The following is a 19,378-nucleotide window of genomic DNA, read 5'->3' on the forward strand; positions in this document are numbered from 1 at the left end:
ATTGATTATTTATGATTTTTTAGGTGAGGAGATAGCATGGAATTTGAAACTTGGGGTTATCAGTATATAAGGGGAGCAAGCGACCAATTTATCTGTCGTATTGAAGGAGCAAATGCACTGAATATTTATCCTGAATATAGACAGCGACACGCTCGTGCTGATGAACTGATATCTTTGATTTTAGGTTCAGAACCTTGTGTTTTTTATATTCGTAGAGAGAGACTAGGACGAAATCCAGAATATGAAATTTGGGAATTTATAGTAGCTACAGATAGGGATGATTTTTCATTACCTATAGGCTTAGAAGAACGTCAAAAAACTTTACAAATTTGGGCAAGTGTTCCGCGAGATGGTAGAGGATATTTAGGTTTAATCAAAATTAATTTAGTCAACTTAGAACAAGGTCACGATAACGCTTTTTCTTCACTACGACTGATTCTCCTACAACGTGACCGTCTAAATAATATTGGTATCCCAGAAACAGCATTTGCAGAAATAGTTGCTATGCCTATTTCTACCTCTTATGTCCCGACAAAAGACCATATTCAAGGATGGAGCAATTACTTAAAAATCCAAAAAAGCATTGCAGAAAAAAGTCAGTTTTATGTTCCTACTGTTTCCTTCAGATACTCTCCATCTAAAAATTCCATAGATTTTACGATTAAACCGGACTTAGCAACAAGTAATGGCTTTGTTTCTATCACACCAGAGGGATTTTGGAAACGCGCTAAAAAAGCTATAAATAAACCTTTAAAATATCTTGCCCATGCTGAGGAAATACACTATAGATATGCGGATCAGGAATTAGGGAATATTCACCAAGTTAGACCTGATATTAACCAAATTGAAGTGAAATTAGAACCTGATATAGCCGAATCTTTTACAGAAGAAGATTTTACTCTACCTGAAATATTGTTTTTTAAAGATAATGGTAGCTTGGCTCAAATTCGTTGGCAAGAAGATGCTTTGAGAAACTTAAGGGATGGCCATACCCATAATTTTAATTTAAGTACCTTTTTCTTTGAAGCTTCTCAGGCTAAACCATTAGTAGAAACTGTTCAAATAGCTAAACAAGATTTATTTCTAGATAAAGCTAATGATAGCCAATTAGCAGCAGTGGAAGCAGTCTTAGCTGCGGAAGACTTAATTTTATTACAAGGTCCTCCTGGTACGGGTAAAACAACCGTTATTACCGAAATTTGTTATCAAATAGCAATTAGAGGTGGACGTACTCTAATTGCTTCTCAAGCCAACTTAGCAGTAGACAATGCTTTAAGTCGCTTACCTCACCATCCCGCATTGCGTCCTGTGCGAGATGGTAATAGTGGCAGCGTTAGCCGAGAAGGAGAAAGTTTTTTAAGTGCAAATGTTGTCAAGAAATGGCTAAATGATACATCTGCTGAATGTGAAAATCGCTTATCAAAGCACCAAAAAGTTGTTAAAGGTTTACGTCCATTATTGACATCGTTAGACCGATTTCAAGATTATTTACAATTTGAAGATAATTTTCCTCAACAGCGACAAGAATTACTCAATACTAAACGTATTCGAGATTTGGAATGTCAAGAAAAAAGAGAAATTTATAATAAATTACGAGAGGAACAAGAAAAAAATCAATTAATGCAATCTGAGTTACAACAACTCATAGCATCTAATCAGGTTTTTTGTACTCAGCAACAAATAAAAATTGCAGAGCTAAATATTCGTAAAAATGAGTTGATTTTAGCAATCAATGAGCTTGAAGAATGGCAAAAAACAGCTAATTCTCAAATTTATATAATACTAAAGCGATGCTTGCAACAACGTGATAGCTTTACAGAAGCTTTGATTCCATTGCCATCACAGTTACAAATTATTGCACAAGAAGTATGCCAGCAACCTTGGAAACAATATTTTGATGAATGCCAAGTCGAAATAAATAACTTCATTTTTCAATTAAATGAATATGATGAGGTGTATAAAATTGGTAATCAAATATATTGGTTGTTTTTGCAGAAACAACAAACATCCGTAAATTTAGAAACATCCAATTCCCAAGTTTCTCAATTTAAAGAGTTCCTTGCAGGTAAATTACAAGGCAACCGACCTTTAGCAGCAATCAATAAATTACATCATTATTGTCAAATTGCCATTAGAGAAATAAATCAATTGACTGAGACTAGAAGTCTGGAAATTACAACTATTAAATTAGAAGCTATCAAGCAACAATATGAAGAGTTAATAAAAAATCTTCAATCAGTAAATTGGGAATTTAAATTATATCAACTTACAGCTATAATTAGCAAATCGATTACTGTAAGTGCTAAAAATCTTCTGAATCAATTACTAAGAGATACTGAGGAAAAGCTTTTGCAAATTTCTGAATATCAAAATAATTTGCAGGCTGAATTAGAAAATTTAAAAATACTGGAAACTATTAATAATTATATAGAGTGTCAAGTTGAAAACATGATAACTATTACTAACAGAGCTTTGAATGAATTAACAGAAACAGAAAATATAGTTCAAGAGGTTCAAAACCAAATAGAAGAATTAGAATCGAATTTAGAAAAATATAGAAATTGGTGGGTAAGTATTTACAAGGAAATACCAGACTGGCTCAAACCAGATATTCACGACCAGGATTTATTTAATACCGAAATTCTGAGAACAAAAATTCTAATTAAGTTTGATTTATGGGAACAAGAACTTGAGAAATCAGAAGCTTACCTTAACCAGTGGGAACGAACTATTCAAAAATGGATTGACAAATTACGTCAACCATCTGACATAGAGTATGAAGCTTTACGAAAAACATATTTGGATAACGCTAATGTTATCGGTGTTACCTGCATGAAAGCAGCAAAATGTAATTACTTACAAAAATCTAGCCACTTTGATGTAGTCATTGTTGATGAAGTAAGTAAAAGCACTCCGCCAGAATTACTTATACCAACATTGAAAGGTAAAAAAGTTGTGATGATTGGTGATTATCGTCAGTTACCAGCCATTTTAGATGAAGAAAATTTAGATGAACTTGCTGAAGAACTTTCTATCCCTAAAGATAACCTGCAATTTTTAGAGCAGTCTTGGTTTGGTCTGCAATTTCAAGCAGCACGAACTAGCCAACCAAGTATAGCTAAAAGACTAAATGTTCAGTATAGAATGCACCCACAAATTATGGAAGCAATCAACCAATTTTATGATGAAGGTGATGGTGGACTTACCTGTGGGCTTACTAGGCCTGATATTGAACGCGCACACAATTTAGCAGGTTCAGTCATCAAAGAAAATAATCATATTATGTGGGTTCCAATACCTCTAGACAGAAAGTTCGGGGAAAAGCAAGATGGCACTTCATATTATAACGAGGTAGAAATTAGTAAAATTCAAATTTTATGTGAACAGATGGAACAGTCTTGGGCAAATAAAGTTGCTCATGGTGCGCCTAAAAAAGAAATAGGAATTATCACTTTTTATGGTTCTCAATTAAAACGAATTGAAACGACATTTCCTCGAAACAGATTTCCTTCCCTTGATATTCATACTGGAACAGTTGACAGATTTCAAGGTATGGAAAAACCCGTCATCATTGTCAGTATGGTCAGGAATAACCCGCATAGTAAATTTGGGTTTGCTCAAACGCCCGAAAGAGTTAATGTTGCTTTTTCTCGCGCTAAAGAATTACTCATAATTGTAGGTTGCCATGATTTATTTACGCAACTTCCCATATACCAAAAAGTTTCACAAGTTGTACATAAATACGGAGGTTTTATAGATTTATTTAAGTAAATCTGCATAGAAAAATAAGTACACAACAAAATATAAAATCTCTATAATTCTCTTTTATCTTTATTCTGGCATGGAAATAAAGATATTTTTTTACACCAAACTACTGACGGGGTGACAAAAACCTTTGAATTAAATACGCAGCAAGGGTTTTGAAGGTTTGCGCCTTGAAAAAGTAAACATCATTTTCTGGCTTTATTGATTCTATTATCAATAACTAAACCCCACAAGTCTGATTTTTATGTTGGAATAGGTTTCCAATTTGTTTTAATCTTTTCAAGGCTGACTCTTTCATAATCCTTATTCGATAAGGGTTTGAGCCTAAGTTGTCACCCCTTCAGACCAAACTAATTAGTCTTTAATATGAATAAAATTGACCCTCGTTTAAGCAAAATAGTAGAAAAAATTGAATCCCAAGGATATAAAGTTATGTCCGGACGTTATGTTCGCTATAACGTTCAACAAAAGCTAATTAAAGTGACTATTAGCGAACTACGAGAAGTAGATATATTTGAGGAGTTTATATTAGATACAGCAATCAATATTATTCCATCAGTAACTACAGAAGATTTAGCAAATGCTCTGGGTATAGATTATAGCCTATTAAAAAGCGTAACAGCAAATCTTCAATCGTTAAAATCTTTGGAATTAACTTCAGATTCAACCTTAAAAATTACAGATTTTGGCAAAAAAATCTTTCAGGAATATAATTCTGTATTAGAACCTTCTTATGGTCAAAATATTTATGCTATTGCTGACCCATTAACACAAGAAATTAGTATTAATAATACCCGGTTGCGAAATGTACCTTTAGATGTAAAAAATTTATGCCAATTTATTAAATTCGATGAATATCCTCAACTTTCTAATTTAACAATTGAAGATATACATAACCTTGCTATCAACTCTGAGGCAGTTTTTCTAGATAGAGAAAGAAACCAAGAAATTAGTGATTATCAAGAGTTGTCTAGTATTTCGATTATCAGAAAGAAAGTAGCAATTTTTCGCGTTGTAGATTCAGAAGAAAAATATAGTATCAAAATATTTAGTGAGGAAGAAGATGACCCAGAAGAGTTAGAAAGAGCATCAAGTTATTTAAGTGATATTTTCAATTCTGAATATGGAGAACAAGTAGCTTGGGAAGAATTATTTCAAATATCTGATACGGGAATAATACAACCTAATTTTACACCGAGTATTGAGTATAATATTTACCTACCAGATGGAAATTTAGCAAATATATCTTTTGGTGCTGATGCTTTTCTGTTAGATGAAAGAACGGAATTAACTGGTTCAGTAGAAAATCAAATTCTACCAGCATCTTCACGACAAAATGCAATTGAAGCTGAGAATATACAATCTTTTGTTTCACAAAGAAGAATTGAAAGAATTGTACATTTAACAAGATTGGAGAATTTAATAAATATTTGTAGTTCAGGTGGTATACTGTCTTTACAGCAATTAATAACTAGAAACATCAATACTAATGCTTTTGATGGTACAAAACCCGAAGGACAGAGGTACAAAAATCATGTCAATTGTAGTTTGACTTATTATAACTTTTTTATGCTCTATGGACTTGTACATAAATCTGTAGAACCTGTAGTTTTGTTATATATCAAACCAGATTATTTATGGAAACAAGGAACAGAATTTTGTAAATTCAATGCAGCTACAGGTCGAGGCCGTCATATAGCAGCCGGTTATCAAACACTAAAAAGTTTATTTGAGGATACAGTAAGAGATAGGAAGGGTTTACAAGACCGGGATAATAAACCAATCAACTTACCTACTTGTATTCAAGCTGAAGTTTTGATAAAAGATGGTATTCCCTTAGAAGACATAATGGAGATCGTAATTCGTTTTCCACGCGATGAGCAAAATGTAAAGCAAGCAGGATGGAGAGGTAAAATCCGAGTATCACCCCGCGATTTTGACTGGCATTCTGAGTGGATTGTTAGAGATAGTTAAAAGCAGCTTTTTGATTAATTAGTTAACTATGCAAGAAAAAAATCAATCATTGTCAATTGACTCACTTGTTGATCGCTGTGCTGGTTCGATTACTGCTGCTGCTGCTGGCGACGCACTGGGTTGGATGACGGAATTTATTCGCTCTCATGATGACCTCAAACGCAAAATGGGTGTAGACCAAGTTACTGAATATCAATCATGGAGTAAGCGTGTTGGCGGTCGCTTCCAAGGTTATGAGGATTATATTATTGCTGGTGAATACTCAGATGATACCCAACTAACTATATGCTCTGCTGCTTGCATATCCTCAAATGGATGCTTTGACTATCATACATTTTGCAAGTTTGAGTATCCGATGTGGTTAGAATATGCTCGCGGTGCAGGTGGTACTGTTAAAGAAGCAGCTGATAAAATACAGCGTAAGTCGGCTGATTGGAATAGTAACTTTTTCAGCCGGAAGATAAAAGACAGAACGATAGACTACCGCGATGGCGCAGCCAATGGTGCAGCTATGCGGATATCACCTCATGTCTTAGCTAATGGTGGACGTTGGGAACAAGCTGAAGCTGATATTTGGCGTAATTCGATTATCAGTCATGGTCATCCTAGAGCTATTATTGGTGCAATTCTCTATGGATATGCACTGTATACTGTATTACAATTATCAGAATGTATTGTAGGTCAGCAATTAATTGAAATACTTGGCCATTGGGTAAAACAGTTGGCAATCCCAAAAATAGCTGCTTTAAAAACATGGGAAGCAGAATGGAATAAAGGAAGGGTAGAATCCTTTGAGGCAGTATTTGAGCAAACTAAACAAGAAGCTGTGGAGAAGTTGCGCCTAGTTTGGTTAGGATTGCGTAACGATGAATTACCCCAAAGCATACTTAAGCAATTAGGTTGTTTTGAGCAAGCTACTAAAGGGTCTGGGTTGGCAACTGCGATCGCTGGTATATACCTGTTTGCCCGTCATCCAGAACAAACCCAACAAAATATTATTACCGCAGCTAATATGATAGGCAGTGATACTGATTCCATTGCTGCTTTTGTGGGTGGCTTAGGTGGTGCTGCTTTTGGATTGAAAGCTATTCCGGAAAAATGGCGATCGCAAATTCAAGATGCACCATTTTTGATCTGCATAGGTGAATATTTAGCCAAAATCTCTGCTGGTGAACATGACAAGATGAAAATTCGTCCAGGTCATAACGGTATTAAACTGGGTAAAGCCTTGTCCCGTCAGGAAGTACATAGTGATATGCGAGTTGTACACCATCGGTTAGGTGCAGGCACAATTACAGAAGTGGATAAACAATCCCTACTGACTCAAGGGCGAACAGTAACAATTGTACGTATCAATTTTGATATTGGTCAAAGCTGCAAGTTAGCCTTTCGTGGCGATACTCCCAGTGAAACATTGTTTATTCTTTAACGCTTGTTTTGGTTCTACATCGGCTTCCAAGTAAGTAATGACAAAAAATTGGCACAAGATTATGAGTCAATATATCCCTTATAATCAATTCTCTCTCTCCCCATCCTCCTCATGCGGTAGCAAATTCTGTCAAACCCCGTTGATTGGGATGATGAAAGCCTAAAACAATATCACTTTGGGGTATTCCGGCTGATAATAAGTCGTCAACAACACATAAATTTGTTGCGTCTTCTTCTACCCAAATTTTACCATTTTTAATGCACAGATACATGATGATATGCTGGACTAGCTTTTTATCATCCCAGCCAAACCGAAACCACAGATATTGGTCTCTTACTTCATCAAAAGCCAAGCGATCGCTTGCTTCAATTTCTCGATTTTCTCTATCTTGATTCTTGGTCATTTCATAATATTGAGTCAATATTTTCTGAATCGCCTCACGGTATTTTTCTAGCTTATCCATAGTAAACTCCCGCGCGCTCTCTCCCCTGCTCCCTCTTTCCCAGCTATAAATGAACACCAACCGTATCCAAAGCCAACTAGAAAACATCTTCCAAGATTCCGCCCGTTGGTATCACTCACAAAGGCGGATAGTATTTTGGTACGACCCCGACCAGCAATTTACCAGCATCTTCAACGAACTGCAAATAGAAGAAGTGGAAAAACTCCAACTTGCTGATACTCCGTTCACCGTCAAATATCGCTTACTGATTGAATACCCCAATCAAAACTTTCTGCTGTATGCTCCCTTCCTGGAACCAGAACCCCAAGAAAATTGGCTTTTAGATATCCAAAAAAGCGGTTTCACCTTTTCCGCTGACCCAGCAGCCTTAATTTATGCTGATTTAGGACTACATCAGCGACGTTTAGAAAAAACCATTCGTCAACACTCAAAATTCTTCAGCCGTAAAAACCGGGCTGAAGACCTCCAAGCAATGGCTATTTCTCCTGATAGCGATGAACGGGGATTACTTTTAGCCATGTTATCTGTTCTCGCAAATTTAAAAGTCCCTGATCCTAGTGGCTTAATTCGCCAGGTACTATTGCAAGGATTATTAGAAACTGATAATACCCTATGGTCTGAGATTGTAGAACTTGTTTCCCCACAAACCTTCTGGGATATTGTTCAAGAACACACAGGTTTTGCTTCCCCCAACCCCAGCTTAAACAAATTATGTATACATTTACTCATTACCCATTTCGCCAAATCCTTACATGGTGAGCTTCCCGGACAGTTAGCAGACAAAGTTATCACCCCAGGACAAAGAGCCTATGCTTTTATTGACCAATGGATGCGAGATCAACAAGATTCCCCTGGGTGGCAAAATTTAAGTGGTGAAATAGCAGAGCAGCTGCATATTTTTGAGGTCATTGAAAATGAATCACCAGCAATTTTATATGAAGCATCTAGTTTTGAAGCTGTAGATCTGGTGTTAATTCGCGCTTGTGTGAAAACCCTGCAAACTGGTTTTACTCAAATCTCCACTCCCGGAACAGAAACACCAACAGTGGAAGTAACCCCTTGGAAAGACTGGTTAAAAGCCCGTGATACTTTGATTTGGTTTCCTCGGTATGAGAAAATTTACCAAGCCTTAGAAGCTGCGATCGCACTTTGGGAGTTACGACAGCGGTATTTAGGTGGATTTCGCCAACCTGCGCCAGCTTTATTCAAAGCTTACGCCAGTGATTTACACAAATTTGACCAAGCATATCGCCATTTTATCTTTGCTAGCGATCAAGCTCAAGGGGATATTCTCAAAGGATTAATTGAAGATATAGAAAACTTTTACACCCAATGGTTTTTAGATAAACTAGGTTCAGCTTGGTCAGATGCTCTGGGTAACAGTTGGGAACTAACAGATATTCCGCCACAGCGGGGATTCTTTCGTAGATATGTATCACCAATTTTAGACCGGAGCGACAGAGAAAAAGCCTTTGTAATTATTTCTGATGCTTTGCGCTACGAAGTAGCCAGGGAACTAGCCGCAGTCATTAAAACAGAAGTCCGGGGTGAAACCAGCCTAGAACCGGTTTTAGGTATTTTACCCAGTGTTACCCGCTGGGGGATGGCAGCACTTTTACCAGGGTCAAAGTTAGAACTAACACCAGATAATGATGATGTATTGCGGGATGGTATGAGTACTAAAGGCACAGCAGCCAGACAAAAGGTACTCAGCCAAAATAGCCGTGTAGCAGTAACAGTACTCAATGCTAAAGACTTGCTAGATATGAACACTGACGCGGGAAGGGCAGCAGTGCAATCTTATCGCCTAATCTACATCTATCATAATATCATTGATGCCATTGGAGATCAAGCATCTAGTGAACGCCAAGTATTTTCTGCTTGTCAAGATGCCATAAAACAGTTATTGAGATTAGTGAAAAGAATTTGTAACTCCCTGAATGGTACAAATGTGATTATCACTGCTGACCACGGCTTTTTATATCAACGTCGTCCCATTCAAGAAGCAGATAAACGACCCATCCCCAGTGATGAAGCTGTATTAGAAAGTAAACGTCGCTACTTATTAGCAACCAAACCGGTAAGTGATACTACGTTACTGCATTTCCAACTACCCAACACAACAGAAAATCTTTTTGCCATAGTCCCCCGTGGGTCATTACGCTTTGCTGTTCAAGGTGCAGGGTCACAATTTGTACATGGTGGTGCATCTCTACAAGAAATTTGTGTACCTGTAATTACTTACCATCACCAACGAGCAGTTAAAAAAAATGAGGGACAACCCAGAAAGGTGGGGGTACAGGTAAATGCTACAGTCCGCAGGGTGACAAATAATCGATTTAAATTAATATTAGTACAAACTGAAGCTGTAGAGGGCAGATGGCGATCGCGTCAAATTACAGTTGGTTTCTATGACCCGCAAACCGACACCCCCATTACAGATGTACTTGGAGTGAATTTAACCAGCACAAGTCCTAATCTGAGCGATCGAGGAATTAACTTAAGATTGACTGTCAATACCGCCAGTCCTCCCACTAAGGCTGATTTAATTGTCAAAGATGCAGATGACCAAAGCGAATTGCTGCGAGAAACATGGATAATTAGTTTAGGTATTGCCAATGACTTTGGTGATTTTTGATAGCTGAATATCTAAGCTATGGCGATCGCAAACCCCTCTCCCCTTCCTCACAGGGGTAGGTTTTTTACATAGAGATTTATAATGGAGAAAGACAAGGTAGACAAGGAAGGATGGACAAAGAAGAAGAACAAAGAAGAATTAAAACCCATGAAGATTTAGTAATATATCAAAAAGCGTTTAATGCAGCGATGATAATTTTTGAGTTATCAAAACAGTTTCCTGCGGAAGAAAGATATTCTCTGACTGACCAAATACGTCGTTCTTCTCGTTCAGTATGTGCGAATTTTGCAGAGGCATGGAGAAAAAGAAGGTATCAAGCATCATTTATAGCTAAATTAAATGATTGTGAATCGGAAGCAGCAGAAACCCAAGTGTGGCTAAAATTTGCAGTGAAATGTCAATATATTTCCGTAGAGGAAGGAAGAGATTTATATAGTACATACAATCAAGTTTTAAGCGGATTAGTAAAAATGATTAATCATCCAGAAAGTTGGTTAATGGGTAACAATTAAGTATTGTTCTCAATGGGGAATGTAGAACAATGTTGAAGAATAATACTCAATCAATTGCTTTTAATAGTTCTTAAAGGGGTATTTTTTCACGCCTTGGCATAACTTCCTTGTCTACTTTCCTTCCTTGTCTTCCAAGTCTTGCCCTCACGACAATGTAAAAAACCTACCCTTGTAAGCTCCCCCTTCTCCCCATGGACGACCTCAACCAAAAACTAAACAACATTTATCCTGGTAAGGTAGTACGCAAAGACCTGACAAAGCGCATCAAAGAAGGTGCAAATGTACCCGTTTATGTGCTGGAGTATCTATTGGGTATGTACTGTGCCACGGATGAAGAAACTACTATTGCAGAAGGCGTTACCCGTGTCAAAAATATCCTAGCTCAAAATTATGTTCGTCCTGATGAAGCAGAGCTAGTCAAATCCAAAATTAGAGAATTAGGACGTTTTACAATCATTGACCAAGTAAACGTCACACTCAACGAAAAAGATGATATTTACCAAGGTACCTTAACCAATCTCGGTATTAAAGGTGTAGTAATTGACCCAGAAACTGTGAAACTAAATTCTAAACTCCTAGGAAGTGGAATTTGGTGTATTTTACAAATGGAGTACGAAGGAGGGACAAAACCTAGTCCTTTTATTGTCGCCAGTCTCAAACCCATTCAAATGCCTCATGTAGATATGGATGAACTGTTTGCAGGTCGTCCAGCTTTTACCCGCAATGAATGGATTGACCTGTTAATTAGGTCAACCGGACTAGAACCAACCATTGTTAGCGACGAAGTAAAATGGCATTTACTCGCTCGTTTAATACCTCTTTGCGAGAATAATTATAACTCTTGTGAACTTGGCCCCCGTTCCACAGGTAAATCCCACGTTTATAAAGAAGTTTCTCCCAACAGCATCCTTGTTTCTGGCGGTAAAACCACAGTAGCCAATCTTTTTTATAATATGTCCACCCGGCGCGTGGGATTGGTCGGTTTATATGATGTAGTTGCTTTTGATGAAGTCGCCGGTATCAGCTTTCATGACAACGATGGTGTACAAATCATGAAAGACTACATGGCTTCAGGTTCCTTTGCACGGGGTAAGGCAGAAATTACCGCTAATGCTTCTATGGTTTTTGTGGGTAATATTGATCAAAGCGTAGAATCTTTGGTAAAAACCTCTCATTTGTTGGCGCCATTTCCTGAAGCCATGATTGATACTGCCTTTTTTGACCGCTTTCACGCCTACATTCCCGGTTGGGAAATTCCCAAATTCAGCCCAGAGAATTTTACCAATCAATATGGTTTTATTGTTGATTATTTAGCAGAGTGGTTGCGGGAAATGCGGAAACGCAGTTTTGCAGATGCGATTGACCGCTACTTTCGCTTGGGTAATAACCTCAAACAACGGGACGTGCAAGCAGTACGTAAAACTGTATCAGGATTACTAAAATTACTTTTCCCCAATGGTTCATTTAGTAAACAAGATGTACATGATGCTCTAGTATATGCACTGCGAGTGCGGCGACGGGTGAAGGAACAGTTAAAGAAAATTGGCGGTATGGAATTTTATGATGTCCATTTCAGTTACATTGACCTGGAAACAATGGATGAGCATTTTGTTTCCGTACCAGAACAGGGAGGATCTACCCTCATTAGCCAAGATATTCTTACCCCTGGTCATTTGCACTTAATCAGCACTGGAGATAGTAGTATTATCGGCGTTTTCAAACTCGAACTGCAAGCAGTACCAGGTAATGGCAAGCTGACCCGGACAGGGGTGTCTAATGCTACTAAAATCAAAGACAGTTTGAACATTGCTATGAATTACTTTAAAGCTAACGCTCAACGGGTGAGCAGCAGCATTCACCCAGGTAATTGGGATTTTTTACTACAGTTATTAGATTTACAAGGTACTGGTATCCCCCAAGAAAGCGGACTCGCACTATTCATATCTTTGTGTTCTGCTACCCTGAAACGCAGTGTACAAATACAATTAGCTATCTTTGGGGAGATGACCCTGGGTGGTACAATAACTCCCGTCACTAACTTAGCTGGTAGCCTACAAGTAGCATTTGATGCCGGTGCTAAACGTATTCTTTTACCAATGGGTAGTGCTGTAGATATTGCTAGTGTTCCCCCTGAATTGTTTGCTAAATTTCAAACCTCTTTCTACACTGACCCAGTAGATGCAGTATTTAAAGCCTTAGCAGTTGACTAAATAGAATTGAAATACAATTGAGGGGGTACCTAGCCGCAGTTAATGGGGTGTGGGTAATTGATTTTGTATTTCCTGACAGGCTGGAATGTGGTGTTCTACAAAATTCTGATCCCGCAAGATTTTATAGAGATTAACATTGTGTTCTAGTAAACAGGCGTGTCCACTGTCAGGTAACACAGCTAACTGGGTGTTAGGTAAAATATTTACTAAGCGTTCGGCTTCCTGTACAGATGGTAAAAGGCGATCGCCAGCACCAGCAATCAGCAAAACTGCTTGAGTTAGTTGGCGTAACTCAGCTTGAGTGACGTTAAATTCCTTGAGTAAAGACAATCGCCAAGTAACTGTGGCTGGGGGTACAGACCGCATGGTTTTGAGTAGTTCGTGGCGCAAATGGCGGGGAATGCGTGGTAAGGATGCTAAAAATGGTAATAACCCTAGCGTACCAACATCATAAAAGGATTCTGGAACTAAGTAAGTTAGTTGGGATGTCCAAGTTAACCAAGGGCGCAGTTGAAAGGCTGATGCTGGGTTAATTAAGATAATCCGTTTAAATAATTGTGGTGCTTGGGTTGCTACTTTCATGGCCAAGCAACCCCCAAATGACTCGCCACACAGATAAACTGGTCTTTGTGAGCTTTTTGCTAATTCGGTATTAATTAAGTCCAAGACGTTGTTGCTTAACTCATCCCAGGTGGTGAGGTCTTGTCTGGGGATCGCTAAACACCGGACATCAAAGCCAACTTCTAAGCCAGCCGTTTGCGATCGCAATAGTTCACCAGTTCCATCCAGTCCTGGTAAATACACAAATAACGGATACTCTAGTTGGACTCGGTTAGGAGTGAGGAAACACGGATTTAGCTCAACTTTTGGCATTGTAAAATTTAAATTCAACTTTTTGTCTTGATAGAATTACCCGGGTAAACACCCCACCTGTTCAGGATGGGATCACACTAACCCTAAAGTACAATACTGATATTACAATTATGATAAAATGATAACGGGGCTATTAAAAACCACATTGAATATGAATTAAAGAATTAATATGAACTAAATTTATCAAAAAGTATTGCATTTTTGAGTTCGTTACAGATAGACAGGTAAAATTAAGAGTAAAAAAGGGGTTCACACCTTTGATATGTAAGCATATATTGTGTTTACAGTCGGAAATGACCATTGTAAACATTATTAAATTTTGAGTCGTGAATTTTGCATTTTGAATCTATCAACCTCAGTTTCCCTGATTTGTCAATAATAACCCCTATCTAATCTCTAATAACAACCTTGAACTAGTAAACTGGTAATTTCATTTTGGCAATCCTCTGTTAGTTCATTCACAACATTTTTGGCTGGGTTGCCGTGATATTTTTGTTGATGTTGTGGTGTAAACCAATAAGTGGGGGGTAATCAACACAGCTACCCGATTATGGATAACCAAGGTATGAGTATTGAGTTTTTCTTGGGAAGCGAACTGACCAGATACTGGAAAGTAAACCGTAATCCTAAATGGACAAACCCTCTGTGAAATTCTCCTACCTGATTAGGGCGGGTAGATACCACCATTGGACAAGTTCATTCACGAAAAACACTCATTATCTGCTTTGACTGCAAAATTATCTTTGATTGCTTCAAAAAGATGTGCTAGCCCTTCGGCTGGTCTTCTAAGGTAAAGCATCCCAATTATATTGTGACAATCTCGCACATAATGGGTACTTTTCCCATATAGCGATCCCAGCAAAGCGAATGGGACTGGATAGGTCCGACATTAAAATTATTGACCCATAAAGATACGGTGATTAATGACAACTAAAACACTCGTATCCCTGGGAATGGGATTTTCATTATAGGAAACATGTGTGTTGATAACGCCGCCAGGAAATAGCGATCAAGATACAAGGTATTGTTGGGAACCATAAATAATTAATAAAATTAATAAATATTTTTTTATAAAAAAGGACAGGTGACCTTGAGTTAATCTTTACATTTATGTTTTTATATTAATTAAGACAGTCTTCAGGTAGATAAATCTTCTGGAGCAAGGTAGTTACGTTTTTGGAGTTTAGATGTATGTAGTGACAGTTACAATAAATCTGCTAGTAAAATATACAAAATATTATCATTAGCTAGATGAAATTTTACAATTTCAATACAATAGATTTATACAAATGAATGAATGATGATTAGCATTGTGAACTTGCTAATAGTAATTTACCGTTTGTCAAACAAGTAGTAATATTATATGATGGCTGAGATTGGCCAGTAAAAGTAAGATAGAAAAGGTTAATAATTTCTTTTTTATTCTGTATGAATTTAGTAGAGAAAACAGAAAAAACATTTGCATTGACTACGCCCCTATATTATGTGAATGATGTTCCTCACGTGGGAAGTGCCTATACAACAATAGCAGCGGACGCAGTAGCCCGATTTCACAGGCTCCTGGGGCATAGGGTGCTGCTAATTACAGGTACAGATGAACACGGACAGAAAATTGAGCGTTCAGCAGAAAGTTTAGGAAAAGCGCCACAAGAATTTTGCGATCAAATTGTGCCTAGCTTTATCAGCTTATGGGAGTTATTAAATATTCAATATGATCGCTTCAGTCGGACGACAGCTTCTAGCCATGAAGCCATAGTCAAAGAGTTTTTCGAGCGTGTCTGGGAAAAAGGGGATATCTACCAAGGACAACAGAAAGGTTGGTACTGTGTATCTTGTGAAGAATTTAAGGAAGAACGGGAACTATTAGAAGGACACCGCTGCCCTATTCATACTAACAAGGAAGTGGAGTGGCGGGACGAGCAAAATTACTTTTTCCGCCTATCTAAGTATCAAAGGCAACTAGAGGAATTTTACCAGTCTCGACCAGATTTTATTCAACCAGGGAGTCGTCGTAATGAAGTCTTGAGCTTTGTTAGCCAGGGTTTACAAGACTTTTCCATTTCGCGAGTCAATCTGGAATGGGGTATTCCTGTACCAGTTGATCCCAAGCATACCCTTTATGTTTGGTTTGACGCATTGCTAGCTTATGTCACGGCATTACTAGAACCAAATTCAGAAGCAACTTTAGCTAATGCTTTAGAAACCTGGTGGCCAATCAATTTGCACTTAATTGGTAAAGATATCCTCCGATTCCATGCAGTTTATTGGCCAGCCATGCTGATGTCAGCTGATTTACCCTTGCCAGAAAAGGTGTTTGGGCATGGTTTTTTAACCAAAGATGGCCAAAAAATGGGCAAGTCTCAGGGTAACACCCTTGATCCGGTAAGGCTAGTCAAAAGCTATGGTAGTGATGCCGTTCGTTATTACTTCCTTAAGGAAATCGAATTTGGCAAAGATGGCGATTTTAATGAAGTTAGATTCATTAATGTTTTGAATGCAGATTTGGCCAATGACTTAGGTAATTTGCTGAATCGCACGTTAAACATGGTGAAGAAATACTGTACTGGCGATGGAGTGCCAATTGCAAATGAAGCCATTAATGACGAAAATCCTTTGAAAGCGATTGGTTTAAGTCTAGGACAAGAGGTAAAACAAGCCTATGAGGCGCTAGCTTTCAACCAAGCCTGTGAAGCTATCCTGATGCTGGTTCGTACCAGTAACAAGTTTATTGATGAACAAGCCCCTTGGTCACTATATAAACTAGGAAAGCAGCAGGAAGTGGAAACGGTACTGTACGCAGTTCTAGAATCTGTTAGACTAGCAGCCTATCTCCTGTCCCCAATTATTCCGAATATCAGTAGCGCCATTTATCAGCAGCTGGGCTTTGGAATCGACTTTAATGATCAAATAAAAACTTCAATGCTTGCCGGTTTTGCTAGCCATGCAACATGGGGTGTACTAACCAGCACACAATCCCTGGGTAAACCCCAGCCGGTCTTTAAGCGTATAGAAACTTCAAAAAACCATTAGTCCTTTTCATTTTTCGGTTTTGTTCAAGTTCTTAAATTTTGTCAAAAAACTAATCGGGGCTTAACTCATTAGCTCCGAAAGCTGATCATAAGCTATTCTAGCATATCACCGTGGTTAATAGTATCAAATATAACAAAAATAATAATGAGGTATCAAAACAATGTTGAATAATCTAGAAAGTGACTCAATATTTACACCGGAACAAGTCTTAGAAAATCGAGGTCGTGTAGCTATCTTTATTGATGGTTCTAATCTCTTCTATGCTGCGTTACAACTAGGGATCGAAATCGACTACACGAAGCTACTGTGTAGGTTAACTGGTGGGTCTAGACTATTGCGTGCTTTCTTCTATACTGGAGTTGACAGGACAAACGAAAAGCAACAAGGGTTCTTGTTGTGGATGCGTCGCAATGGCTATCGAGTTATTGCTAAGGATTTAGTACAGTTGCCGGACGGATCAAAAAAAGCTAACCTGGATGTAGAAATTGCCGTAGATATGATGGCTTTAGTCGATTCCTATGATACCGCTGTATTAGTCAGTGGGGATGGGGACTTGGCATACGCGGTTAACTCAGTTAGCTATCGTGGTGTGCGCGTCGAGGTTGTCAGCTTGCGCTCAATGACCAGTGATAGTTTAATCAATGTCAGCGATCGCTATATAGATCTAGAAGCTATCAAAGAAGATATCCAAAAAAATCCGCGACAAAGTTATCCATATCGACCTCTATCCAGTATGGGTTTTCTAGAAGATATCAGGGAAACTGATCAACACTTAGAAATCCAAGATTAATAAATTATGGAAAAGGCAGGCAGAAAAAGGTGGTAAATTGTCCTAAAAGAAGGCAAAATAATCAAAATTTACTTTCCTTATTTTTATCAGCAAACCTCAATTTGTTCAACCTAAAAGCTTACCTTTTTTACCTGCCTTTAACTTTTTCATTGTTAATTGGTTTAGTTGGTTGTGCAGGTGGATACAGAATAGCTGAACAAGCTAAAGATTCTGATTCATCTCCCCAAGAAAGTCATTTGAAATTTTTCGATGTCACCTTAGAGCAAGCAGACGAAGTGGGAAACCGGCTTTGGAAAGTGAGAGCTCAAAAAGCGACATACACTCAAGAAAGACAAATTGGTGAGGCAGAAAATCCCATTGGTGAACTATACCAAGATGGCAAACCGGTTTACGAAATACAAGCAGAAAGAGCAGATATTGAACAGGATGGTCAGCGGCTATTGCTCAAGGGAAAAATAGTGGCTACAGATCCTAAAAACGGTATTGTCTTGCAAGGTAATGAGTTAGAATGGTTACCTCAAGAAGATTTATTAATTGTCCGTAACCAAATTAATGGCACTCATAAACAACTAAAAGCAGTTGCTCAAGAAGCACGAGTTAAAACTCGCGAACAACGTATCGAATTCTCTGGTAGCGTAGTAGCTAAATCCGTTGATCCCAAAATGGAAATGCGAACGGAAAATTTAATTTGGCAGATTTCAGAAGAAATATTAATGAGTGAGCACGCCATACAAATTGACCGTTACAAAAACAATCAAATTACTGATCGTGGAAAGGGCGATGCTGCTCAGATCAACTTAAAAACCCAAATTGCCACTATCAAAAAAAATGCCCAGTTAAATTTATTAGAACCACCGACAGAAATAGCTAGTAACTCTATGACATGGGATATGAAAACAGAAATAGTGAAGACACATTCCCCTGTTAGTGTTGTCCAGCGTGCCGAGAATGTGACTGTAAACGCCAATAGAGGCGAAATGAAAATACCGCAGAGAATTGTCAACTTAACAGGAAATGTCAAGGCTATAGGGCAGCGTCGTCAAACTCTTAAATCTAATCAGTTAAGTTGGTATCTCGACCAGAAATTATTAGTAGCTCAGGGGAATGTTGTTTATCGTCAAGTTGACCCACCAATAAATTTTACGGGTGAAACAGCCATTGGTAACCTGCAAACAGAGGACATTGTAGTTAAAAGCGGGAACTCTGGTAGCAGAGTAGTAACAGAAATTATTCCTCAAGATGTTGGCATTAGCAATTAGGGAGCCGGGAAAAATCAATTAAGAATTCAAAACATCTGGGTGAATAGATAAATTTACCTCAAAAGGATTGACATCTGTATTCATCTGTGGTTGATTATTTGCTGGTATCTACCCAGTTAATTAGTATTTAGGTAAAAGAATCAAGAGAGGTTTATTTAGGTCTAAGTCTGGGAAAATATATTCAGCAGACTTGAATGGTTCCCTAAATATATTAAGAGGATGTTTGATAAGTCATGATTAGTGTATCAACTATTGTTTGACCCCACCCTAACCCTCCCCTTGTAAGCGGATGGGACTGGATTTTATTGTTTTTTGTGTGTTCCCTAATCCTTCCCAATCCTTCCGGTGTTCCCTGTTCCCTAATATAAAAATTACCTGTTTAATACTTTCCAAACATCCTCTAAGAAAGGTAGCTGGGGACTCTATCTTTGATGG

11 protein-coding genes are annotated in these 19,378 nt (G+C 38.0%); 9 read left to right on the plus strand and 2 right to left on the minus strand.

Annotation, left to right across the window (positions count from 1 at the left end; genetic code table 11):
- The first annotated feature begins 36 nt into the window (after window positions 1-36).
- The 3 genes from IM676_RS11765 (at window position 37) to IM676_RS11775 (ending at window position 7,168) form a co-directional block, all read left to right on the plus strand.
- Complete coding sequence (locus IM676_RS11765) at window positions 37-3,771, plus strand: DEAD/DEAH box helicase (protein ID WP_200987087.1); 3,735 nt, start codon at window positions 37-39, stop codon at window positions 3,769-3,771.
- Between the two features lie 360 nt (window positions 3,772-4,131).
- Window positions 4,132-5,739, plus strand: a complete 1,608-nt coding sequence (locus tag IM676_RS11770) for a DarT ssDNA thymidine ADP-ribosyltransferase family protein (RefSeq protein ID WP_200987088.1) — start codon at window positions 4,132-4,134, stop codon at window positions 5,737-5,739.
- Window positions 5,740-5,767: 28 nt separating this feature from the next.
- Window positions 5,768-7,168, plus strand: a complete 1,401-nt coding sequence (locus tag IM676_RS11775) for an ADP-ribosylglycohydrolase family protein (protein ID WP_200987089.1) — start codon at window positions 5,768-5,770, stop codon at window positions 7,166-7,168.
- 109 nt (window positions 7,169-7,277) lie between these two features.
- Here the strand turns inward: IM676_RS11775 and IM676_RS11780 are convergent, their stop codons facing one another.
- Window positions 7,278-7,631, minus strand: a complete 354-nt coding sequence (locus IM676_RS11780) for a XisI protein (RefSeq protein ID WP_200987090.1) — start codon at window positions 7,629-7,631, stop codon at window positions 7,278-7,280.
- Between the two features lie 49 nt (window positions 7,632-7,680).
- On the opposite strand from IM676_RS11780, the gene pglZ reads away from it, so the two are divergent.
- The 3 genes from pglZ to brxL all read left to right on the plus strand — a co-directional run bounded on the left by pglZ (window position 7,681) and on the right by brxL (window position 12,991).
- Complete coding sequence (gene pglZ, locus IM676_RS11785) at window positions 7,681-10,269, plus strand: BREX-1 system phosphatase PglZ type A (RefSeq protein ID WP_200987091.1); 2,589 nt, start codon at window positions 7,681-7,683, stop codon at window positions 10,267-10,269.
- A 110-nt stretch (window positions 10,270-10,379) separates the two neighbouring features.
- Window positions 10,380-10,781 carry a four helix bundle protein gene (locus tag IM676_RS11790; protein WP_200987092.1) on the plus strand — a complete coding sequence of 134 codons (402 nt, stop codon included), beginning with the start codon at window positions 10,380-10,382 and terminating at the stop codon, window positions 10,779-10,781.
- Window positions 10,782-10,972: 191 nt separating this feature from the next.
- A complete protein-coding gene (gene brxL / locus IM676_RS11795) occupies window positions 10,973-12,991 on the plus strand; it encodes a protease Lon-related BREX system protein BrxL (protein WP_200987093.1) in 2,019 nt (672 codons plus the stop codon).
- Window positions 12,992-13,030: 39 nt separating this feature from the next.
- Here brxL and IM676_RS11800 read toward each other — a convergent pair whose 3' ends face one another.
- Window positions 13,031-13,864, minus strand: coding sequence for an alpha/beta fold hydrolase (locus tag IM676_RS11800; RefSeq protein ID WP_200987094.1), 834 nt, complete (start codon window positions 13,862-13,864; stop codon window positions 13,031-13,033).
- A 1,428-nt stretch (window positions 13,865-15,292) separates the two neighbouring features.
- On the opposite strand from IM676_RS11800, the gene metG reads away from it, so the two are divergent.
- The 3 genes from metG to lptC all read left to right on the plus strand — a co-directional run bounded on the left by metG (window position 15,293) and on the right by lptC (window position 18,943).
- The gene (gene metG / locus IM676_RS11805; RefSeq protein ID WP_200987095.1) at window positions 15,293-16,894 is read left to right on the plus strand and encodes a methionine--tRNA ligase; all 1,602 of its coding nucleotides are present in this window, start codon (window positions 15,293-15,295) and stop codon (window positions 16,892-16,894) included.
- 160 nt (window positions 16,895-17,054) lie between these two features.
- Window positions 17,055-17,684, plus strand: coding sequence for a LabA-like NYN domain-containing protein (locus tag IM676_RS11810; RefSeq protein ID WP_200987096.1), 630 nt, complete (start codon window positions 17,055-17,057; stop codon window positions 17,682-17,684).
- Between the two features lie 101 nt (window positions 17,685-17,785).
- Window positions 17,786-18,943: an LPS export ABC transporter periplasmic protein LptC gene (lptC, locus tag IM676_RS11815; RefSeq protein WP_200990184.1), complete on the plus strand. Its 1,158-nt coding sequence runs from the start codon at window positions 17,786-17,788 to the stop codon at window positions 18,941-18,943.
- The last annotated feature ends 435 nt before the right edge of the window (window positions 18,944-19,378 follow it).

Origin of the sequence: Anabaenopsis elenkinii CCIBt3563 (assembly GCF_015245355.1) — a bacterium.
GTDB classification, from domain to species: domain Bacteria; phylum Cyanobacteriota; class Cyanobacteriia; order Cyanobacteriales; family Nostocaceae; genus Anabaenopsis; species Anabaenopsis elenkinii.

Excerpts from the sequence above, each read along its gene's own strand:
- pglZ (WP_200987091.1), top strand. The coding sequence starts at position 7,681 with ATGAACACCAACCGTATCCAAAGCCAACTAGAAAACATCTTCCAAGAT.
- IM676_RS11810 (WP_200987096.1), top strand. The coding sequence starts at position 17,055 with ATGTTGAATAATCTAGAAAGTGACTCAATATTTACACCGGAACAAGTC.
- IM676_RS11790 (WP_200987092.1), top strand. The coding sequence starts at position 10,380 with ATGGACAAAGAAGAAGAACAAAGAAGAATTAAAACCCATGAAGATTTA.
- brxL (WP_200987093.1), top strand. The coding sequence starts at position 10,973 with ATGGACGACCTCAACCAAAAACTAAACAACATTTATCCTGGTAAGGTA.
- IM676_RS11800 (WP_200987094.1), bottom strand. The coding sequence starts at position 13,864 with ATGCCAAAAGTTGAGCTAAATCCGTGTTTCCTCACTCCTAACCGAGTC.
- IM676_RS11770 (WP_200987088.1), top strand. The coding sequence starts at position 4,132 with ATGAATAAAATTGACCCTCGTTTAAGCAAAATAGTAGAAAAAATTGAA.
- IM676_RS11775 (WP_200987089.1), top strand. The coding sequence starts at position 5,768 with ATGCAAGAAAAAAATCAATCATTGTCAATTGACTCACTTGTTGATCGC.
- metG (WP_200987095.1), top strand. The coding sequence starts at position 15,293 with ATGAATTTAGTAGAGAAAACAGAAAAAACATTTGCATTGACTACGCCC.
- IM676_RS11780 (WP_200987090.1), bottom strand. The coding sequence starts at position 7,631 with ATGGATAAGCTAGAAAAATACCGTGAGGCGATTCAGAAAATATTGACT.
- IM676_RS11765 (WP_200987087.1), top strand. The coding sequence starts at position 37 with ATGGAATTTGAAACTTGGGGTTATCAGTATATAAGGGGAGCAAGCGAC.